This window comes from Pseudoflavonifractor intestinihominis (assembly GCF_040096055.1).
In the GTDB taxonomy this organism is placed as follows: Bacteria; Bacillota; Clostridia; order Oscillospirales; family Oscillospiraceae; genus Pseudoflavonifractor; species Pseudoflavonifractor intestinihominis.
Map to the genome: position 1 here is coordinate 151,598 of NZ_JBBMFK010000001.1, position 17,292 is coordinate 168,889.

At 64.5% G+C, this 17,292-nt stretch carries 17 protein-coding genes and 1 tRNA gene; 10 read left to right on the forward strand and 8 right to left on the reverse strand.

The window, feature by feature from the left end; genetic code table 11:
* Window positions 1-30: 30 nt before the first annotated feature.
* Window positions 31-672, reverse strand: coding sequence for an HAD family hydrolase (locus tag WMO64_RS00740; protein ID WP_349230675.1), 642 nt, complete (start codon window positions 670-672; stop codon window positions 31-33).
* Between the two features lie 275 nt (window positions 673-947).
* On the opposite strand from WMO64_RS00740, the gene WMO64_RS00745 reads away from it, so the two are divergent.
* The 6 genes from WMO64_RS00745 (at window position 948) to WMO64_RS00770 (ending at window position 7,654) form a co-directional block, all read left to right on the forward strand.
* Window positions 948-1,655: a LytR/AlgR family response regulator transcription factor gene (locus WMO64_RS00745; RefSeq protein WP_349230676.1), complete on the forward strand. Its 708-nt coding sequence runs from the start codon at window positions 948-950 to the stop codon at window positions 1,653-1,655.
* Window positions 1,652-2,935: an ATP-binding protein gene (locus WMO64_RS00750; RefSeq protein ID WP_349230677.1), complete on the forward strand. Its 1,284-nt coding sequence runs from the start codon at window positions 1,652-1,654 to the stop codon at window positions 2,933-2,935. The genes WMO64_RS00745 and WMO64_RS00750 overlap by 4 nt, the downstream gene beginning before the upstream one ends.
* Window positions 2,936-3,045: 110 nt before the next feature.
* On the forward strand, window positions 3,046-3,456 hold the full coding sequence (locus WMO64_RS00755; protein ID WP_349230678.1) for a glycoside hydrolase family 3 protein: 411 nt from the start codon (window positions 3,046-3,048) through the stop codon (window positions 3,454-3,456).
* 9 nt (window positions 3,457-3,465) lie between these two features.
* Complete coding sequence (locus WMO64_RS00760; protein WP_349230679.1) at window positions 3,466-5,970, forward strand: glycoside hydrolase family 3 protein; 2,505 nt, start codon at window positions 3,466-3,468, stop codon at window positions 5,968-5,970.
* Between the two features lie 9 nt (window positions 5,971-5,979).
* Window positions 5,980-6,354, forward strand: coding sequence for a hypothetical protein (locus tag WMO64_RS00765; protein ID WP_349230680.1), 375 nt, complete (start codon window positions 5,980-5,982; stop codon window positions 6,352-6,354).
* A 13-nt stretch (window positions 6,355-6,367) separates the two neighbouring features.
* Window positions 6,368-7,654: an alpha/beta hydrolase gene (locus WMO64_RS00770; RefSeq protein ID WP_294518881.1), complete on the forward strand. Its 1,287-nt coding sequence runs from the start codon at window positions 6,368-6,370 to the stop codon at window positions 7,652-7,654.
* A 48-nt stretch (window positions 7,655-7,702) separates the two neighbouring features.
* Here the strand turns inward: WMO64_RS00770 and WMO64_RS00775 are convergent, their stop codons facing one another.
* The 6 genes from WMO64_RS00775 to WMO64_RS00800 form a co-directional block, all read right to left on the reverse strand.
* Entirely contained in the window at window positions 7,703-8,158 is a 456-nt protein-coding gene (locus WMO64_RS00775) for an NADH-quinone oxidoreductase subunit NuoE family protein (protein WP_349230681.1), read from the reverse strand.
* A 217-nt stretch (window positions 8,159-8,375) separates the two neighbouring features.
* On the reverse strand, window positions 8,376-9,278 hold the full coding sequence (locus WMO64_RS00780; RefSeq protein WP_349230682.1) for a hydroxymethylglutaryl-CoA lyase: 903 nt from the start codon (window positions 9,276-9,278) through the stop codon (window positions 8,376-8,378).
* Window positions 9,271-10,431: a 2-methylaconitate cis-trans isomerase PrpF family protein gene (locus WMO64_RS00785; RefSeq protein WP_349230683.1), complete on the reverse strand. Its 1,161-nt coding sequence runs from the start codon at window positions 10,429-10,431 to the stop codon at window positions 9,271-9,273. The genes WMO64_RS00780 and WMO64_RS00785 overlap by 8 nt, the downstream gene beginning before the upstream one ends.
* A gap of 12 nt (window positions 10,432-10,443) precedes the next feature.
* On the reverse strand, window positions 10,444-10,941 hold the full coding sequence (locus WMO64_RS00790) for a LeuD/DmdB family oxidoreductase small subunit (RefSeq protein WP_349230684.1): 498 nt from the start codon (window positions 10,939-10,941) through the stop codon (window positions 10,444-10,446).
* 17 nt (window positions 10,942-10,958) lie between these two features.
* Window positions 10,959-12,011, reverse strand: coding sequence for an aconitase/3-isopropylmalate dehydratase large subunit family protein (locus tag WMO64_RS00795; RefSeq protein ID WP_349230685.1), 1,053 nt, complete (start codon window positions 12,009-12,011; stop codon window positions 10,959-10,961).
* Window positions 12,012-12,040: 29 nt separating this feature from the next.
* Entirely contained in the window at window positions 12,041-12,856 is an 816-nt protein-coding gene (locus WMO64_RS00800) for an SLC13 family permease (protein ID WP_349230686.1), read from the reverse strand.
* On the opposite strand from WMO64_RS00800, the gene msrB reads away from it, so the two are divergent.
* The gene (gene msrB / locus WMO64_RS00805) at window positions 12,846-13,748 is read left to right on the forward strand and encodes a peptide-methionine (R)-S-oxide reductase MsrB (protein ID WP_349230687.1); all 903 of its coding nucleotides are present in this window, start codon (window positions 12,846-12,848) and stop codon (window positions 13,746-13,748) included. The two genes, WMO64_RS00800 and msrB, sit on opposite strands and share 11 nt — an antisense overlap.
* Window positions 13,749-14,024: 276 nt before the next feature.
* Here msrB and WMO64_RS00810 read toward each other — a convergent pair.
* Window positions 14,025-14,101 (reverse strand) — tRNA-Val (locus tag WMO64_RS00810).
* A gap of 179 nt (window positions 14,102-14,280) precedes the next feature.
* On the opposite strand from WMO64_RS00810, the gene WMO64_RS00815 reads away from it, so the two are divergent.
* The 3 genes from WMO64_RS00815 to WMO64_RS00825 all read left to right on the forward strand — a co-directional run bounded on the left by WMO64_RS00815 (window position 14,281) and on the right by WMO64_RS00825 (window position 17,261).
* Window positions 14,281-15,123, forward strand: coding sequence for an alpha/beta hydrolase (locus WMO64_RS00815; protein ID WP_294518936.1), 843 nt, complete (start codon window positions 14,281-14,283; stop codon window positions 15,121-15,123).
* Between the two features lie 13 nt (window positions 15,124-15,136).
* Window positions 15,137-15,874 (forward strand): elongation factor P 5-aminopentanone reductase, encoded by a 738-nt coding sequence (ymfI, locus tag WMO64_RS00820; protein WP_294518938.1) that lies wholly within the window; start codon window positions 15,137-15,139, stop codon window positions 15,872-15,874.
* A gap of 157 nt (window positions 15,875-16,031) precedes the next feature.
* Window positions 16,032-17,261, forward strand: a complete 1,230-nt coding sequence (locus WMO64_RS00825; RefSeq protein ID WP_349230688.1) for an ABC transporter substrate-binding protein — start codon at window positions 16,032-16,034, stop codon at window positions 17,259-17,261.
* Window positions 17,262-17,292: the final 31 nt, after the last annotated feature.

The following is a 17,292-nucleotide window of genomic DNA, read 5'->3' on the forward strand; positions in this document are numbered from 1 at the left end:
GTTTTATACAGCACACAGGAGAAAGCGCCCTCAGGGGGGACACATGGCCGCCAGTGCGGCGGGGATGTCGGCAAAGGCGCGGACGGCGGGTACGCCCTCAACGGGGCCGCCGAAGCCGTAGGCCGCGTGGAGGAAGGGGACCCCGGCCTCCCGGGCGGAGGTGCAGTCCAGCAGGGTGTCCCCCACATAGACCGGCCGCGCCAGGCCGTACTGCCGGGCCACCAGGGCGATGTTGTAACTCTTGGGCTGGCCGGTGCGTCCGGCGCACTCAAAGCCGGTGAAATACCGGTCCAGCTTGTGGGCGGCGTAGAAGGTCTGGATGTATCCGTCCTGGCAGTTGCTCACCACAAAGAGCTTTGCCCGAGCGGAGAGGGCGGCCAGGGTCTCCTTCACGGCGGGGTAGAGCACGCCGCCCTGGGTCCGCAGAAGCACGAACTCCTCGTCCTCCTGCGCCTTAAGCATCATGGCCCGGGTCTCCTCGCTCTCATTGGGGAGGATCTTGCGGGCGATGTCGGGCAGGAGCAGGCCCATGGTGGCCTCCACCTCGGGCACGGTCACCGGCGGCCGGGAGATCTCCGGGTGCCGGGCCAGGGCCCGGTTCCAGCCCTCGCAGATACGGACGGTGGCGTTCCACAGCGTGCCGTCCAGGTCAAATAAAACGCCGTCAAACATGGCGGGAAATCCTCCCTCGCATGGAAAATACATCGCAGGATCGATTCAGCAGACACTACTTTATCGTATTTCCGCCCCAGTGTCAACAAAGAACGGGGGTAGGCCGGGGTTTCACAGAAATTTTCGTGCAAAATTCAACCGGAAGAGAGAAAAGCGGCGGGGAGGAGGGGCAAAACCGCCGGCAGAGCGCTGGAATATCCCCCGGGGCTATGATAAAATAAAATAATCACAAAACAGGGGACCCCGGGACGGGGAGACACGGAGGGAGACAGCGCATGATTTCCATTACCATTGTGGAGGACGAGGAGATTTTTGCCAATCAGATGCTGGAATATGTGCACCGGTTCGGGGCCGAGACCCACCAGGCGGTCCAGGCCCAGGTGTTCGGGGACGGGGCCACCTTCCTGGACGAGTACGACGGCCGCTTCCAGATCATCTTCATGGACATCGTCATGCCCCACATGGACGGGCTGGACGCCGCCCGCCGCCTGCGGGAGACCGACCAGAACGTGTGCCTCATCTTCCTCACCAGTATGGCCCAGTACGCCATCCGGGGCTACGAGGTGGCCGCCCTGGACTTTGTCATCAAGCCCCTGGCCTACGACCTGTTCAAGATCAAGCTGGAGAAGGCCATCGCCCACATCAAGGTGGACGAGAGCTTCCATATCCCCGTGTCCAACGGGATTCAGACCGTCCGCTTCTCCCAGATCAGGTACGTGGAGAGCAGCAAGCACTACCTCTATTTCCACACGGAGACCGGCGACTACCGGATGCGGGGGTCCATGCGGGACATCACCGCCGCCTTCCTGGCCAACGGCTTTGCCGCCGCCAGCGCCTCCCTGCTCATCAACCTGTCCTACGTGGAGCAGGCGTCGGGCAGCGAGGTGACCGTGGCGGGGGAGCGCCTCTCGGTGGCCCGGACTTATAAAAACGACTTCTGGAACCGGCTGACGGTGTACATGAGCGGAGGGATTTTGAAATGATGGGAGAGGGCCTGTTTCAGATCACCCTTTACCACGGCTATCTGCTTCAGATCCTGGCGGCGGAGCTGATCTTTACCCGGCCCCTGCCCCGCCGGAGCCATTTCTGGCTGCGGCTGACGGCAGGGGGAGGGGTCTATATAGTGCTGTCGGTGGTCATTCCCAACTTTATCGCCCGCTATGTGTCCGGTTTTTTCTCCCTGACCATCTTTCTCCTGTCCCTGGGGCTGTGCCTGTTCTGCTTCCGGGCCCGGCTCAGGGAGGTGCTCTTCTGCTGCGTGGGCGCCCAGCTGACCCAGAACCTGTCCTACAATGTGGAAAACCTCATTTACCAGCCCTTTGCCGCCTCCTTCAGCCAGGTTGGATGGCCGTGCCTCTCCCTGGCCGTCACCGCAGTGGTCTACGGGGCGTGCTGGTGGTTCTTTGCCCGGCAGACCGAGCGCTGCGGGGAGATCCGCCTGCCGGGGCGCTATGTGTACGCCATCTCCCTGGCCTCCGCGCTCTTTGTGTACACCATGCAGTTCCTCTTCCAGAGCTACGGCATCGACAGCCTGTGGATTATCCGTCCGCCCCTGATCCTGTGCTGTATTGCCGGGCTGTGTCTCCAGTACGGCCTGCTGGCCCTGCGCAATGCCCGGGAGGAGAACCAGCTGCTGGAGCGGTTCATGCGCAAGGAGCAGAAGCAGTACGAGATCACCCGCAACAGCATGGACCTCATCAACATGAAGGCCCACGACCTGAAGCACCAGATCACCCTTATGCGGTCTCTGGGCAGCTGCGACAGCCGTGAGCTGTCCGAGATTGAGGCGGCGGTGGCTCAGTACGAGACCAGCAGCAACACGGGGAACAAGGCCCTGGACGTGATCCTCACCGAGAAACAGCTCCGCTGCCGGGAGGACCGCATCGAGATGACCGTCATGGCCCAGGGGGAGGCCCTGTCCTTCCTCCAGCAGGCGGACATCGCCTCCCTGTTCGGCAATATCCTGGACAACGCCATTGAGTATGAGCGGACCGTGGAGCCGGCCGCCCGGCGGTGCGTGGCCCTGACGGTGGCGGAGAAGAACGGTTTTGTCTGCATCCGGGCGGAGAACTATTGCCCCGTCTCCCCGCCCATGCGGGACGGGCTGCCTGTCACCTCCAAGTCCAACCGGGACTACCACGGCTTTGGCCTGCGCAGCGTGCGGTACATTACGGAGAAGTACGGCGGCACCCTCCACATCGGCCAGGAGGGGGAGCTGTTCGTGGTGAGCATCCTTCTGCCCAGGCCGGGCGGCAATCCCTGAGCGGCGACAGATTTGCCAGAAAATCTGACGGATTTGCCAACACCCCCTATCTCCTTTGATTTGTGGTATGTTGAGCTTACCAAAAGACAGGGAGAAAGGGGAAATACACAGTGAAGAAAAAGAGCGCATCCGCCTCCCGCGGCGTCATCGCCGTGGCGAGCACCCTGCTGGCCGTGGCCATCGGCGTCACGTCCGGCGCAGCCTCCTACCGGTCGCTGATCTGCAGCGCCATAGGCGGCGACATGTACAAGACCGTGGACGAGAGCGGAACGGAGGTCACCGACCGCTATCCCGACAACGGCATGAGCCTGGAGGACTGGAAGGCCCAGGCCGACGCCCTGGTGGAGGAGGTCACCGGGGAGGGTATCGTGCTGCTGAAGAACGAGAACAGCACGCTGCCTCTGGCCAAGGGCTCCAAGGTGACCCTCTTCGGCCGCTCCTCGGCGGACCTGGTGCTGGGCGGCACCGGCGCCGGCGGCATCGACGCATCCATTGCCGTCAACCTGAAGGACGCCATGTAGGCCGACGGCATGTTTGAGGTCAACAGTACCGTCTGGGACTTCTACAAGAGCTATGACGGCAAGGACGGCTATACCCGCAGCAACGGCAGCTACATGGGCGCCAAGGCGGAGGACATCTTTATCGCCGAGGTGCCTGTCAGCGAGTACACCGACGCGGTGCGGGACTCCTACGACGCTTACAGCGATGCGGCCATTGTGGTCTTCTCCCGGGTAGGCGGCGAGGGCTCCGACATGCCCACCGGCGACTTTGGCGACGGCACCAAGTATCTGTCCCTCCAGGAGCAGGAGAAGGATGTCCTGCGGGAGATCCAGGACAGCGGCAAGTTTGACAAGGTCATCGCCCTCATCAACACCTCCAACGCCATGGAGCTGGGCTGGGTGGACCAGGAGGAGTACGGCATTGACGCCTGCATCTGGATCGGCGGCGTAGGCCAGAGCGGCGCCCGCGCGGTGGCCAAGGCCCTGTGCGGCGAGATCAACCCCTCCGGCCATCTGGCGGACACCTATGCCGCCGATTCCTTCTCCTCTCCGGCCATGCAGAACTTCGGGGACTTCACCTTCACCAATGCCAGCGAGATTGAGGCCCAGATCGGCGCGGATAACAACGGCACCAAGTATGTGGTGTATGCCGAGGGCATCTACGTGGGCTACCGGTACTACGAGACCCGCTACGCCGACAGCGTGCTGGACCCGGCGGGCACCAACGCCGCCTCCTCCGCCGGCGCCTTTATGGGCGACACCTGGAACTACACCGACGAGGTGTGCTACTCCTTCGGCTACGGCCTGAGCTACGGCGCTGAGGACGGCCAGCCCTACCAGCAGGAGATCCGCTCCGCCCAGATGGGGGACGATGGGCTGACCCTCACCGTGGAGGTCACCAATACCGGCACCGCCGCCGGAAAGAGCGTGGTGCAGGTCTACCTCCAGCAGCCCTACACCGCCGGCGGCATTGAGAAGTCCGCTGTGCAGCTGGCCGCCTTTGCCAAGACCGATGTGCTCCAGCCCGGCGAGAGCTGCCAGGTGGAGCTGACCGTGGACCGGCAGGACATGGCCTCCTACGACTACAAGGACGCCAAGACCTACGTACTGGACGCCGGCGACTACTACTTTGCCCTGGGCAACGGCGCCCACGACGCCCTGAACAATATCCTGGCCGCCCGGGGCAAGACCGTGGCCGACGGCATGGACTATGAGGGCGATGCCGCCCTGACCTACCGCTGGAGCAACCCCGCCAAGGAGCTGCTCAACCAGTCTTACAGCGGCAATGAGATCACCAACCGGCTGGACAGCGCCAGCCTGGAGTACTACGGCTACGAGACCGGCTATCTGACCCGCAGCGACTGGACCACCTTCCCTGAGACCTATACCGACCTGACCGCCACCGACGAGATGATCGCAGACATCGACGCCGAGGGCAGCTATGAGCCGGGCAGCAGCGATATCTCCTCCATCATCACCGGCCAGGACAACCAGATGACCCTGGCCAAGATGACCGGAGTGGCCTTTGACGACACGGAGGCCTGGGACAAGATCCTCAACCAGCTCACCGTGGATGAGATGGTGAAGATCGTCACCGGCTCCGGCCTGTCTCCCATTCCCTCCATCGCCTACCCCGCCATGTTCATGAAGGACGGCCCCCAGGGCAACAACCAGCGCACCTACACCGAGGACGGCAGCACCGCCACCGGCTACTGCGGCGAGGTGGTCCGGGCCTCCACCTTCAACACCGAGCTGCTCCGCCGGGTGGGCGAGGCCATGGGCGAGGACTGGCTGCGCACCGACACCGAGGGCGCCTACACCCCCGCCGTCAACATCCACCGCACCCCCTACGCGGGCCGCAACTTTGAATACTTCTCCGAGGACGGCTACCTCTCCGGCCAGATGGCCCTGGTGGAGGTGGAGGGCCTCCAGAGCAAGGGCATCATCCCCTACATCAAGCACTTCGCCCTCAACGACCAGGAGACCAACCGGCAGGGCATCTGCACCTTCTCCAACGAGCAGGCCATCCGTGAGATCTACCTGAAGGCCTTTGAGGCCGCCTTTACCGAGGGCGCCGTCAAGGGCACCATGGGCTCCTTCAACCGCATCGGCTGCACCTGGTCGGGCGCCTGCGCGGGCCTGATGAAAGACATTGTCCGCACTGAGTGGGGCTCCACCGCCATTATCGACACGGATATTGCCATCAATACCACTCTCCAGAGCGTCTTTGCCGGCCTGGAGAACGGCAGCACCATGTGGGCCACCTCGGGCACTGTATTCTATGCCCACGTCATCAACCAGGCCTCCACCGACGCCAAGCTGCTGGAGAACCTGCGGGAGGCCTGCCATATCATCCTCTACAATCTGGCCGACAGCATTGGCGTCAACGGCCTGTCCCCCACGGCGCACGTGGTGGAGACCACACCCTACTGGGAGGCCGCGGCCTACGCTGTGATTGCCGTGCTGGCCGTCATCGACCTGGCCGCCGTGGTGGTGCTGGTCCGGGGCAGCCTGGGAAAGAAGAAGGAGGCGTAACACAATACCATGAAAAAGATGTTGAATAAGAGCAGGATTCTCCCACTGGCCGCCGCCGTGCTGGCTGTGGTGACCGCCATTGTCTACGCCGGCGCCAAGGCCCGGGAAAACGCGCCCGCCATTATTATTCTGCTGGCTGCCGCCGCTGTGCTGGAGCTGGTGGCCGTGGCAGTCCGGAAGGCTTCCTTCCTGGAGTACCTCCCCTTTGTCTGCGCCCTGGCCGGGCTGGCCGTGTTTATCGACCTGGCTTTTGACGAAATCGGCGACATCCTCTCCAAAATCAACATGGACGGCCTGAGCGCCTCCTGGATTGCCAGCGCCGTGCTGCTGGTGGTCACCGTCATCGCCGCTGCCCTGGCCACTGTGTGGCCCGCCAAGGACTGAGGGGGCACCAGCCTTGCATACGCCTGAAGGAAAAAAGAAAGCCATTGGGGCAGAGGGCATCTGCCTGCTGGCCATAGTTCTCATCGCCCTGGTGGCGGTGGTGGATGTGGTGCGCTACGCCCTGCTGGCCAGCGCCCTGCCCCTGATCAACCTGTGCCTGTTTGAGGTGCTCTTCCTGCTTGTGTGCCTGCTGGCCTGGCAGAGCCGCCTGCCCGCCCTGCTGCTGGCGGTGGCCGTGCCGGGGCTGATGCTGGGCATCACCACCAACTACCTGGAGACCACCCTCTTCAACCTGGGCTTCTTCGTCCAGGCAGGTGTGGCCCTGATTGCCGCCGTTGCCGGCACCGTGTTCCAGCTCCGCCACAAGACCCCGCCCCGCCGGCCCAGAATCTGGACCGTGGTGGTGCTGGCGGTGGTGCTGGTGGGCGGCCTGGCCTTCTGGCAGGGCAGCGCGGCGTCCAGCCGGGCGGTACAGACCGCCGGACGGGCCATCTGGGCGGTGCCCGACCGGTTCTCCCAGCCCTGTGAGCAGGGAGGGACGGTGGAGGAGCTGACCTACCAGACCAAGGCCTACGCCACTGACCAGCGGGAGGTGGAAAAGACGGCCTATGTCTATCTGCCCGCCGGGTACGACCCGGATACCCAGTACAATATCCTCTACCTGCTCCACGGCACCGGCGACACCGAGCGGGCCTGGCTGGTGGAGCACAGCGAGAACAAGGACATGGTGGACCAGCTCATCGCCCAGGGGGTGATCGAGCCCCTCATCATCGTCACCCCCACCTTCTATGTGGAGGACGACTGCGCCGGCGACCTGGACCAGCTGACCTACTCCTTTGCCCAGGAGCTGCGCAACGACCTGATGCCCGCCGTGGAGAGCCGCTATTCCACCTACGCCGCTACCTGCGACGAGCAGGGCTTTGCCGAGAGCCGGGACCACCGGGCCTTTGCCGGGCTGTCCCGTGGGGCAGTGACCACCTATCACTCGGTGCTCTGCGGCAGCCTGGACTACTTCTCCTGGTTCGGCACCTTCAGCGGCAGCCGCACCAGCGCCGACTACTTCCGGGAGACCATCCAGTCCGAGGCCTTTGGTGACTACCCCATCCACTACCTGTATGTCTCCAGCGGCACCCTGGACTTCGCCCTGCCTGGACAGCTTCAGGACTACGCCGCCCTGCTGGAGCTGGAGCCCCGGCTGACCAGCGGCGTGAACACCAATTTTGACGTGTTCCCCATGCAGTCCCACTCCTGGGAGAGCTGGCACCTGGCCCTGTACAACTATTTACAAAAGATTTTTTGAAAAAAGCGGACCCCGGCCTGCCGAAAGGCAGGCCGGGGTCCGCTTCGCTCATTTCTTCTCGATGAGGGCCCGGAGGGCGTCCGGGGTCATGCCGGTGTGGACAACGCCGTCCCACCGGACGCAGGGACCCTTGCCGCAGTTTTTCATGCAGCCGCCGGTCTGGAGCCGGAAGCCCGCCGGAGCCACGCCGCCGGGCTCCACGCCGTACTCTCTGGACAGAAAGTCCAGCAGCTCCCGCCGCCGCCCGCAGGAGGGGCCCTGGCACACGGTCAGACTGTGCCGCACCGCCTCGGTCTTGATGGAGGGGTAGCGCCTGAGCACAGCCGGGAGAAAGGTCTCCCGGAAGCCCAGGACGCGGGCGATCTCGTCCAGGGCGTGCTGGGGGATGACGCCGCCGTACAGTTCCTGGGTCTCCCGCAGCAGCGCCACCAGCTCATTCTGGTCGCTGGCCGCGCCCCGGCCCTGATAAAAGGAGAGAATCTGGGCGAATTCTTCCTGAATCATAAAAATGCCTCCTTAAAAAGATACGGCCTGCGCCGTGTCTCACCCCGGAGCGGACCGCGCCGGGGCCTGGACATTATATCAGGAATTCTGCCGCCGGACAATCCGAAACCGCCTGGAATACCGTGGAATCCCCTTTCCGGCCGGCCCAAAAGGGACAAGCCGCTGTTTTCGGAGGAAAACAGCGGCTTGCAGCCCTTCCCGGTATGGATTTCGGGGCTCAGCAGCAGGGGTTCTGAGCGATATGGATGTGGTGGCTGCTGTAATTGCCGGGCACGGCGGCGTGGAAGGACTTGGCCAGGGCCAGCAGGCGGTCGAAGTCGATGCCGGTGTCGTAGCCCATCAGGTGGAGCATGTACACCAGATCCTCGGTGGCGGTGTTGCCCGAGGCGCCGGGGGCAAAGGGGCAGCCCCCCAGGCCGCCCAGGGTGGACTGTACGCCGCCGGCGCCGCACTCGATGGCGGCCAGGGTGTTGACCATGCCCATGTTCCGAGTGTCGTGGATATGGACCTGGAAGGCGCTGTCGGGGAAGGCGGCCTTCACCGCCGTCAGGGAGCCGCGGACCTGGGCCGGGTCGGCCACGCCGATGGTGTCGCACAGGCAGAAGGTCCGGACGCCCAGCTGGTGGACCTGGCCCACAAAGTCCAGCAGGGCCTGCCGGGCGGGCCGGCCCTCAAAGGGGCAGCCGAAGGCGGTGGCCACGTCCACGCACACCTCCAGCTCGGGCAGGCTGTCCCGGATGCGGGAGAGCTCCTCCAGGGACTGGGCCCGGGTGCGGTTGATGTTGGCCTTGTTGTGGCTCTCGCTGAGGGAGATGACGTTGGCCACCTTCTTCATGCCCAGCCGCTGGGCGGTCTGGGCCCCCCGCAGGTTGGGCACCAGGGCGAACAGATCGGCCTGGGGATAGCGCTCCAGGCAGGTGCGGGCCACCTCCTCGGCGTCCTGCATCTGGGGGATGGCCTTGGGGCTGACAAAGGAGGTGATCTGTAGGTGGGACACCCCGGCCTGGATCAGGCCGTCGATGAGGGCCAGCTTCTCCCGGACGGGCAGATAGTCCTTCAGGTTCTGGAGGCCGTCCCGGGGGCCCACCTCCACCAGCCGGATTTTTCTGGACTCAGCCATGGAACACCTCCTTCCGGACATAGACCTGTCCCTCCATAATCATGCGGGCGGTGCGGTACACGCCCAGCTTCTTGATCTCGGTGCGGCCGGGCGCGCTGTCCGCCAGGGCCTCGATGGGGATGATGCCCGAGGGGTGGCCGATGCGGAGCACGCCGTCCGCCTTGGCCTTGTCGCTGAGCAGATCCCACACCACGCTGCCCTGTACCCGGGCCACCGCGCCGGTGGCCACGGTGCCGGTGACCGGGTAGGCCTTGTGCATCTTGAGCATAAAAGTGAGCCGGGATACCACGTCCACCTGGTCGGCCGCCACCTCCACGCCGTTGAAGCAGGTGTGGGCGGCGGGGGCGCTCACCATGGCGAAGAAGGGCTGATAGGGAGTGAGCCGCCTGGCGTCCTCCCACCGCTCCACCAGGCCGATCTTCTGGCAGACCTTGCCCCGGATCTCCTCAATGCGGTCCATGAGGGCCTGGTCGCCGTCGATCTGGGCCGGGGTCTCGGTGCCGGTGAGGCCCAGCTCCTCGGCCCGGATGAACACCACCACGTTGCCCGCGTCCACCACGGACACGCAGTAGTCCCTGCCGCCGGCCTGGATCACGTCCCTGGGGCTGCCGGTGGGCAGCAGGCGGCCGGTGATGCCGCCCACCACGTCCGACCAGTCCAGGGTGATGCGGGCGCCGGTGCCGGGTACGCCGTCAATGGCGAAGTCCCCCTCCACCGCCGCCTTGCCGCCCCTGACGGGGACCTGGGCGGTGAGGATGCGGCCGGTGTTGGTCAGGTGGATGCGCACCGTGGTCACCGGCTCCACCGCCTCCACCAGGCCCATGTCAATGGCAAAGGGGCCCACGGCGGAGGAGATGTTGCCGCAGTTGCCGCCGTAGTCCACAAAGGGGTCGGTGATGCTCACCTGGCCGAAGGTGTAGTCCACGTCGGCGCCCTCCTTGGTGGCCGGGCCGATGATGGCCAGCTTGCTGGTGAGGGTGTCCGCGCCGCCCAGGCCGTCGATCTGCCGCAGGTCGGGGCTGCCGTAGATGGCCAGAATGGCCTTGTCCCGCAGGACGGGGTCGGCGGGCAGCTCGTTCTTCATGATAAAAATGCCCTTGCTGGTGCCGCCGCGGACAATGGCGCAGCACAGGGCCTCCATTTCAGGGTGCATAACGTTACCTCCTTATGATGTCTTGATGCGTCCCTTCAGGTACTCCACCAGCCCGCCCCGGGCCACCAGGTCCATGATATGGCTGGGGATGGGGTCACAGGGCAGCTCCCGGCCGGTGGTCAGGTTGTGGATGACGCCGTTCTGGTAGTCGATCTCCAGCTTATCGCCCTCGGAGATCTTGTCGGTCTCAGGGCACTCGATGGCCAGAATGCCCAGATTGATGCAGTTGCGGTAGAAGATACGGGCGTAGGACTGGGCCACAATGGTCTTGATGCCCAGGGCACGGAGGGTGAGGGGGGCGGTCTCCCGGCTGGAGCCGGAGCCCAGGTTCTTCTCGGCCACAAAGAGGTCGCCCGGCTTGCAGCGGGCGGCAAAGGTGTCTTCCACAGGGCTCATGGCGTACCGGGCCGCCTCCTCGATGGACAGCTCCATGTAGGCCGGGGGAGAGATGATGTCGGTATTGATGTTGTCGCCGTATTTCAGGGCGGTGCCGTAAATCAGATGTGACATAAGGGGCCTCCTTTCCGTTAACAGATATCCCGGGGGTCAGTGAGCCGTCCGGTGAGGGCGGAGGCGGCCACCGTGATCTCCCGGGAGGCGGGAGACACCAGCAGGCGGATGCCCTTGGCAATCTTTCTGCCCCGGAGGAGGCTGGCCGCCTGGGCCAGGTCGTGATACCGTCCGCCGGTGCAGGAGCCCAGATAGGCCTGATGGATGGCAACATCGGTCACCTGGCGGACCGGGGCCACGTTGTCCACCTCGTGGGGGCAGGCGCACAGGGGCTCCAGGGCGCTGGCGTCAAAGTGCAGGTCCTGACAGTACACCGCGTCCGGGTCGCTCTCGCAGGGCCAGCCGCCGTCCACGCCCAGCTCCCGCAGATAGGCCTGGGTAATGCTGTCATAGGGGATGAGGCCGTTCTTGGCGCCCGCCTCCACCGCCATGTTGGCCACGCACAGCCGCTCGTCCATGATCATGGACCGGAAGGTGGAGCCGCAGAACTCCATGGCCTTGTAGGTGGCGCCGTTGTGGCCCACGGTGCCGATGGCCCGCAGGGCCACGTCCTTGGCCATGACCCCGGGCTGGAGGGCGCCGTCAAACCGCAGGCGGATGGTCTGGGGCACCTTGAGCCAGATCTCGCCGGTGGCCAGCACACCCAGCATCTCGGTGGAGCCGATGCCGGTGGCGAAGGCCCCCAGGGCGCCGTAGGTACAGGTGTGGGAGTCGGTGCCCACCACCACCTCGCCGGGGGCCACCCGGCCCTTCTCCACCATCACCTGGTGGCAGGGACCGGCGAACTCGTAGTAGTGCTCCACATGGTTCTCACAGGCCCACTCCCGGGTGAACTTGACAATCTCCGCCTGCTTGGCGTTGGCGGGGGGCGTGTAGTGGTCGGAGATAATGGTCACCCGGTCCGGGTTCCAGACCTTGGCGCCCAGCAGCTTCAGCTTCTCCGCAATCTCCACCCGGGGGCCCAGGATGTCGTCCATCATGGCCTTGTCCACCTTGGCCCAGACGATTTCACCCGCCTTGACCGACGACCGGCCGGAGGCCCGGGCCAGGATCTTTTCACTTATGGTCATTCACATAAAATTTCCTCCTTGCTGCCCTATCAGCCGTAGGGCGTGAAGTTATAGCCGCCGATGAAGGCGAAGAGCACCGCCATCATGACCGAGAAGATGGAGGTGAGGAACAGCTTGATAAAGAGCTTGTTGTGGTCCAGGGGGATGTTGTGGTCCTTCAGGTCGCCGGCCAGGGAGGCCATGATGAGGCCGCCGCCGGTGGAGGCGGGGCTGATACCGGCGCAGGAGGAGCCCACCGTCAGGGCGGACACCATCAGCATGGGCGGGATGGAGGCGGCCCCGGGGCCCAGGTTGGACAGGATGGCGGGCACGGTGGGGATCATGGTGGGCATGACCACGCCGGAGGTGGAGCTGAACCAGCTCATGACGCCGGAGGCCAGGGCGATGAGGGCGGGGGCGGTGCGGGGGATCATGATGCTGGCAAGGCCCCTGGCCAGCAGCTCAATGCCGCCGGCGGTGATGACCACGTTCATCAGCACGCCGATGCCGGTGATCAGCAGGATGGTGTTCCAGGGGATGGACTGGACGCCCTCCCGGATGTCAGCCACCTTCAGGGCCACCAGGATGCAGGCCAGCAGGAAGCAGGTCAGGCCGATGTCGGTCTTGAACACCACCACGCACACCACCATGACCAGAATGGCCGCCAGGGTGAGCCACTGGTTGCGGTTGAACCTGGGGATGTCCTTCCAGCTCTTGCGGTCCGCGCTGCCCTTGACCCGCCAGCCCCGGTAGAGGATGAACAGCAGGACCGAGACAAAGAGGGTGCCCAGCAGGGTGTTGAGGAACAGAGGCAGGGCCACATTCTCGGTGTATCCCGCCTCGGCGGCCTTGGTGATGCAGTCCATCCCCGGCGTGATTGACGCCCAGAGCGGTTACGCCAACGGCACCGGTGAGGCCGACGCCAACTACCGGACGGTCTCCACCGGCGAGACCGGTTTCCGAGAGACGGTGCGGGTGGAGTACGACCCGGAGCAGGTCAGCCTGGATGCCCTGTTGCTGGCCTACTTCTACGTCATCGACCCCACGGTGCAGAACCAGCAGGGCAACGACAAGGGCAGCCAGTATCAGACCGGCGTCTACTACACCAATGACAAGGCCAGAGAGACAGTGGAGCGCATCGCGGACATCGAGCGCAGCCGCAGCAAGGCGTTTTTTGTGGAGATCGGCCCGCTGGTGAACTTCTATCCGGCGGAGGAGTACCACCAGGACTATCTGGAGAAGAACCCCGGCGGCTACTGCCACATTCCCCGGGAGGAGATGCGGCTCTTCTCCCAGCTGCACATCGACCCCGGCGACTACCAGAAGCCGGCGGCGGAGGCCATCCGGGACAAGCTGACCGCCGAGCAGTACCGGGTCACCCAGGAGAGCGGCACCGAGCGGCCCTTTGCCAACGAATTCTGGAATCAGTTTGAGAAGGGCATCTATGTGGACGTGGTCACCGGCGAGCCGCTGTTCTCCTCCACGGACAAGTTTGAGAGCGGCTGCGGCTGGCCCGCCTTTTCCAAGCCGATCGAAGCGCCCGCTCTGGTGGAGCTCCCGGACGACAGTCACGGCATGCACCGTACCGAGGTCCGCAGCCGGGCCGGGGACTCCCACCTGGGACACGTCTTTACCGGAGATCCCGAGTCCCCCAACGGCGTGCGCTACTGCATCAACAGTGCGGCCCTGCGGTTTGTCCCCTACGCCAAGATGGAGGCCGAGGGGTACGGCTATTTGCTCTATCTCTTTGACAATTGACACGGCGCAGCCGGAGCTGGTTTCCGGGAGGGTTCGGGTGCGCCTAATCGCGCGCATACCCCGGTGCTTTTTATTGGACCGGGGCGCGCCCGCATCTGCCGGACGGGAAAACAGGAAAACACCCCGGCGCCTGCTTCAAGCATGGCGCTGGGGTGTTTTGCGTTCCAAGCTGCGTATATTGTTCCGCTTAATTTGAATAGACCGCCGAAAAGGCAGAGTTCTGTCCGTGAAAATGACAAAAGCCCTGAAACCTTACGGCTTCAGGGCTTTGTACTGTGGTGGACGATACAGGATTCGAACCTGTGACCTCCCGCACGTCAAGCGGATGCTCGTACCAGCTGAGCTAATCGTCCAAAGGGCAAAATCTATTATATCCACGAAGGTGCCCTTTGTCAACAGCTTTTTTAAAAAAGACTGAGAAAAAATAAAATCGCCTCTAAGGCGGCGGAGGGGGAGGGTATGCAGCAGGGGAAAATGCTGTTATACTGAGGACAGTTCAGCGGCCGCCAGGGGCGGAAGGAGGAGCGATACCATGATATATGAGCGATTCGGACGGGAACAGATCTGTCCCGCCCTGCCGCAAGGGGCGACGGAGATCTCCCTGACTGCCTACGCCAGGGAGAAGACCGGAGCCGCGCCCTGGGGAGAGCGCTGGGGCGTGTTGATCCTGCCCGGGGGCGGCTACCGGCTGACCGCAGACAGCGAGGCCGAGCCGGTAGCCCTGGACTTCCTCCACGGCGGGGTGCAGGCCTTTGTGCTGCGTTACAGCGTGGAGCCCGACCGGTGGCCCCAGGCCCTGCTGGAGGCCGCGGCGGCGGTGGCCTTTCTCCGCCGGAACGGGGCACGGTACGGCATCCGGCCCGACCGCATTGCGGTGTGCGGCTTTTCCGCCGGCGGCCACCTGGCGGGCTGCCTGGCCAACCTGTGGGGCGACCCGGTCATCGGGGAGAAGCTGGGCCTGACTCCCGAGGAGGTGCGGCCCGACGCGGCCATCCTCAGTTATCCGGTGATCTCGGCGGGGGAGTGGGCCCACAGGGACAGCTTCTTCCGCCTGACCGGCCGGGAGGCGCTGCCGACTGAGCTGGAGAAGCTGTCCCTGGAGAAGAGCGTGACGCCGGGCAATCCGCCCACGTTTATTTGGACCACGGACACCGACCGCACCGTCCCGGCGGAGAACACCCTGCTCTACGCCTGGGCCCTGCGGCGGCAGGGGGTGCCCCTGGAGCTCCACTACTACGGCCACGGCCCCCACGCCATGGGCACCGCCACCGCCGAGTCGGGGGGCGACCCGGGCTGGCAGGACGAGCAGGCGGCCACCTGGCTGCCCCTGTGCGTCCGGTGGCTGCGCCGGGAGACCTGGCGGAACAACGACTGAGAGGGAGAGAGATATGGAACAGAAGACAGCCCTGATCACCGGGGCATCCCGGGGCATCGGCGCGGCCACGGCCCGGCGGCTGGCCCGGGCGGGATACGCCGTGGCGGTGAACTATTGCCGCAGCGAGGAGAAGGCCCTGGCCCTGGTGGAGGAGCTCCGGGAGGCGGGACACACCGCCATGGCAGTGAAGGCCGACGTGGCCGACCCGGAACAGGTACAGTTTATGGTTGACAATGTGTTGGATAAATTTTGTCAACTTGACATTCTGGTGTGCAACGCAGGCAGGAGCTGGGTGGGCCTGTTGGGGGACATGACCCCGGCGGACTGGCGGCAGCTGATGGCCGTCAACCTGGACGGCCCATTCTACTGCTGTAAAGCGGTGCTTCCTCACATGATCCACCGGAAAAAGGGGAAAATCATCACCATTTCCTCCATGTGGGGCCAGGTGGGCGCCTCCTGCGAGGCGGCCTACTCCGCCTCCAAGGCGGGGATCATCGGCCTGACCAAGGCCCTGGCCAAGGAGCTGGGCCCCTCCGGAATTGCGGTAAACTGCGTGGCGCCGGGGGTGATCGACACGGAAATGAACCGAAATCTCACCGCCGAGGACCTGGACGCCCTGCGGGAGGAGACCCCTCTGGAGCGCATCGGAAAGGCGGAAGATGTGGCGGAAAGCGTGCTGTTTTTGGCGTCGGAGGGGGCGGATTTCATCACCGGACAGGTGCTTTGCCCCAACGGCGGCCTGGTCATCTGACCGGCGGAAACGCCCCGCTGGGGGGTGAAACGGGGCGGATTGGTACAAAGCGCCGAGAGAGGGAAGGGTGCAAAGACCTCCTGTTGTGCAAGAATGAGGTTGACAATTCCGGAGGCGAAGATTATAATTGTCAACAACCTTAAAGGAGGTAAATGAAATGAAGAAGTTTCGTGTTCTCTCTCTTGTAATGGCCTCCGCGCTGTGCCTCTCCATGCTCGCCGGCTGCGGAAGCGACGGCAGCACCGGCGGCGATACCACCGGCAACAACAGCCCCGCTCCCAGCGCCAGCACCGGCACTGAGACCAACGGCACCGGCGATACCACCGGCACCATCAAGATCGGCGGCATCGGCCCCCTGACTGGCTCCGCCGCCGTGTACGGCCTTGCCACCAAGCAGGGCGCCGAGGTGGCCATTGAGGAGATCAACGCCCTGGGCGGCCTGCAGTTCTCCCTGGACTTCCAGGACGATGAGGGCGACACCGAGAAGGCTGTCAACGCCTACAACAAGCTCATCGGCGACGGCACCCAGATCATCTACGGCTGCACCACCACCAACCCCTGCGTGGCCGTGGCCGCCGAGACCTACTCCGCCCGCTACTTCCAGCTGACCCCCTCCGCCTCCTCCACCGACGTGACCGAGGGCAAGGACAACGTGTTCCAGGTCTGCTTCACCGACCCCAACCAGGGCAAGACCGCCGCCAACTACATCAAGGATAACAACCTGGGCACCAAGGTGGCCGTTATCTACAACAACGGCGACGCCTACTCCACCGGCATCTACACCGCCTTCCAGTCCACCGCCGACGAGATCGGCCTGGAGGTTGTCACCGTCCAGACCTTCCCCGACGACAACAACACCGACTTCAACGTGCAGCTGACCGCCGCCAAGGACGCCGGCGCCGACCTGGTGTTCATGCCCATCTACTACACCCCCGCTTCCCTGATCCTGTCCCAGGCCAAGAGCATGGGCTATGCGCCCACCTTCTTCGGCTGCGACGGCATGGACGGCATTCTGGACCTGGAGGGCTTTGACACCTCCCTGGCCGAGGGCCTGATGCTCATGACCCCCTTCAACGCCTGGGCCACCGATGACCGCACCGTCCAGTTCGTGGAGGAGTACGAGTCCGCCTACGGCGGCCTGCCCAACCAGTTCGCCGCTGACGGCTATGACTGCATGTACGCCATCTATGAGGCCTGCCAGGCCGCCGGCATCACCGCCGACATGAGCGCCCAGGACATCTGCGAGGCCCTGATCGCCCAGTTCACCTCCGACGACTTCAGCGTGGACGGCCTGACCGGCACCGGCATGACCTGGTCCACCAACGGCGAGGTCTCCAAGGCCCCCGTGGTGGTCAAGGTCGAGGGCGGCGTGTACGTCACCCAGTAAGTTGATCCAGCTCCGCTGACATAGGGATTGA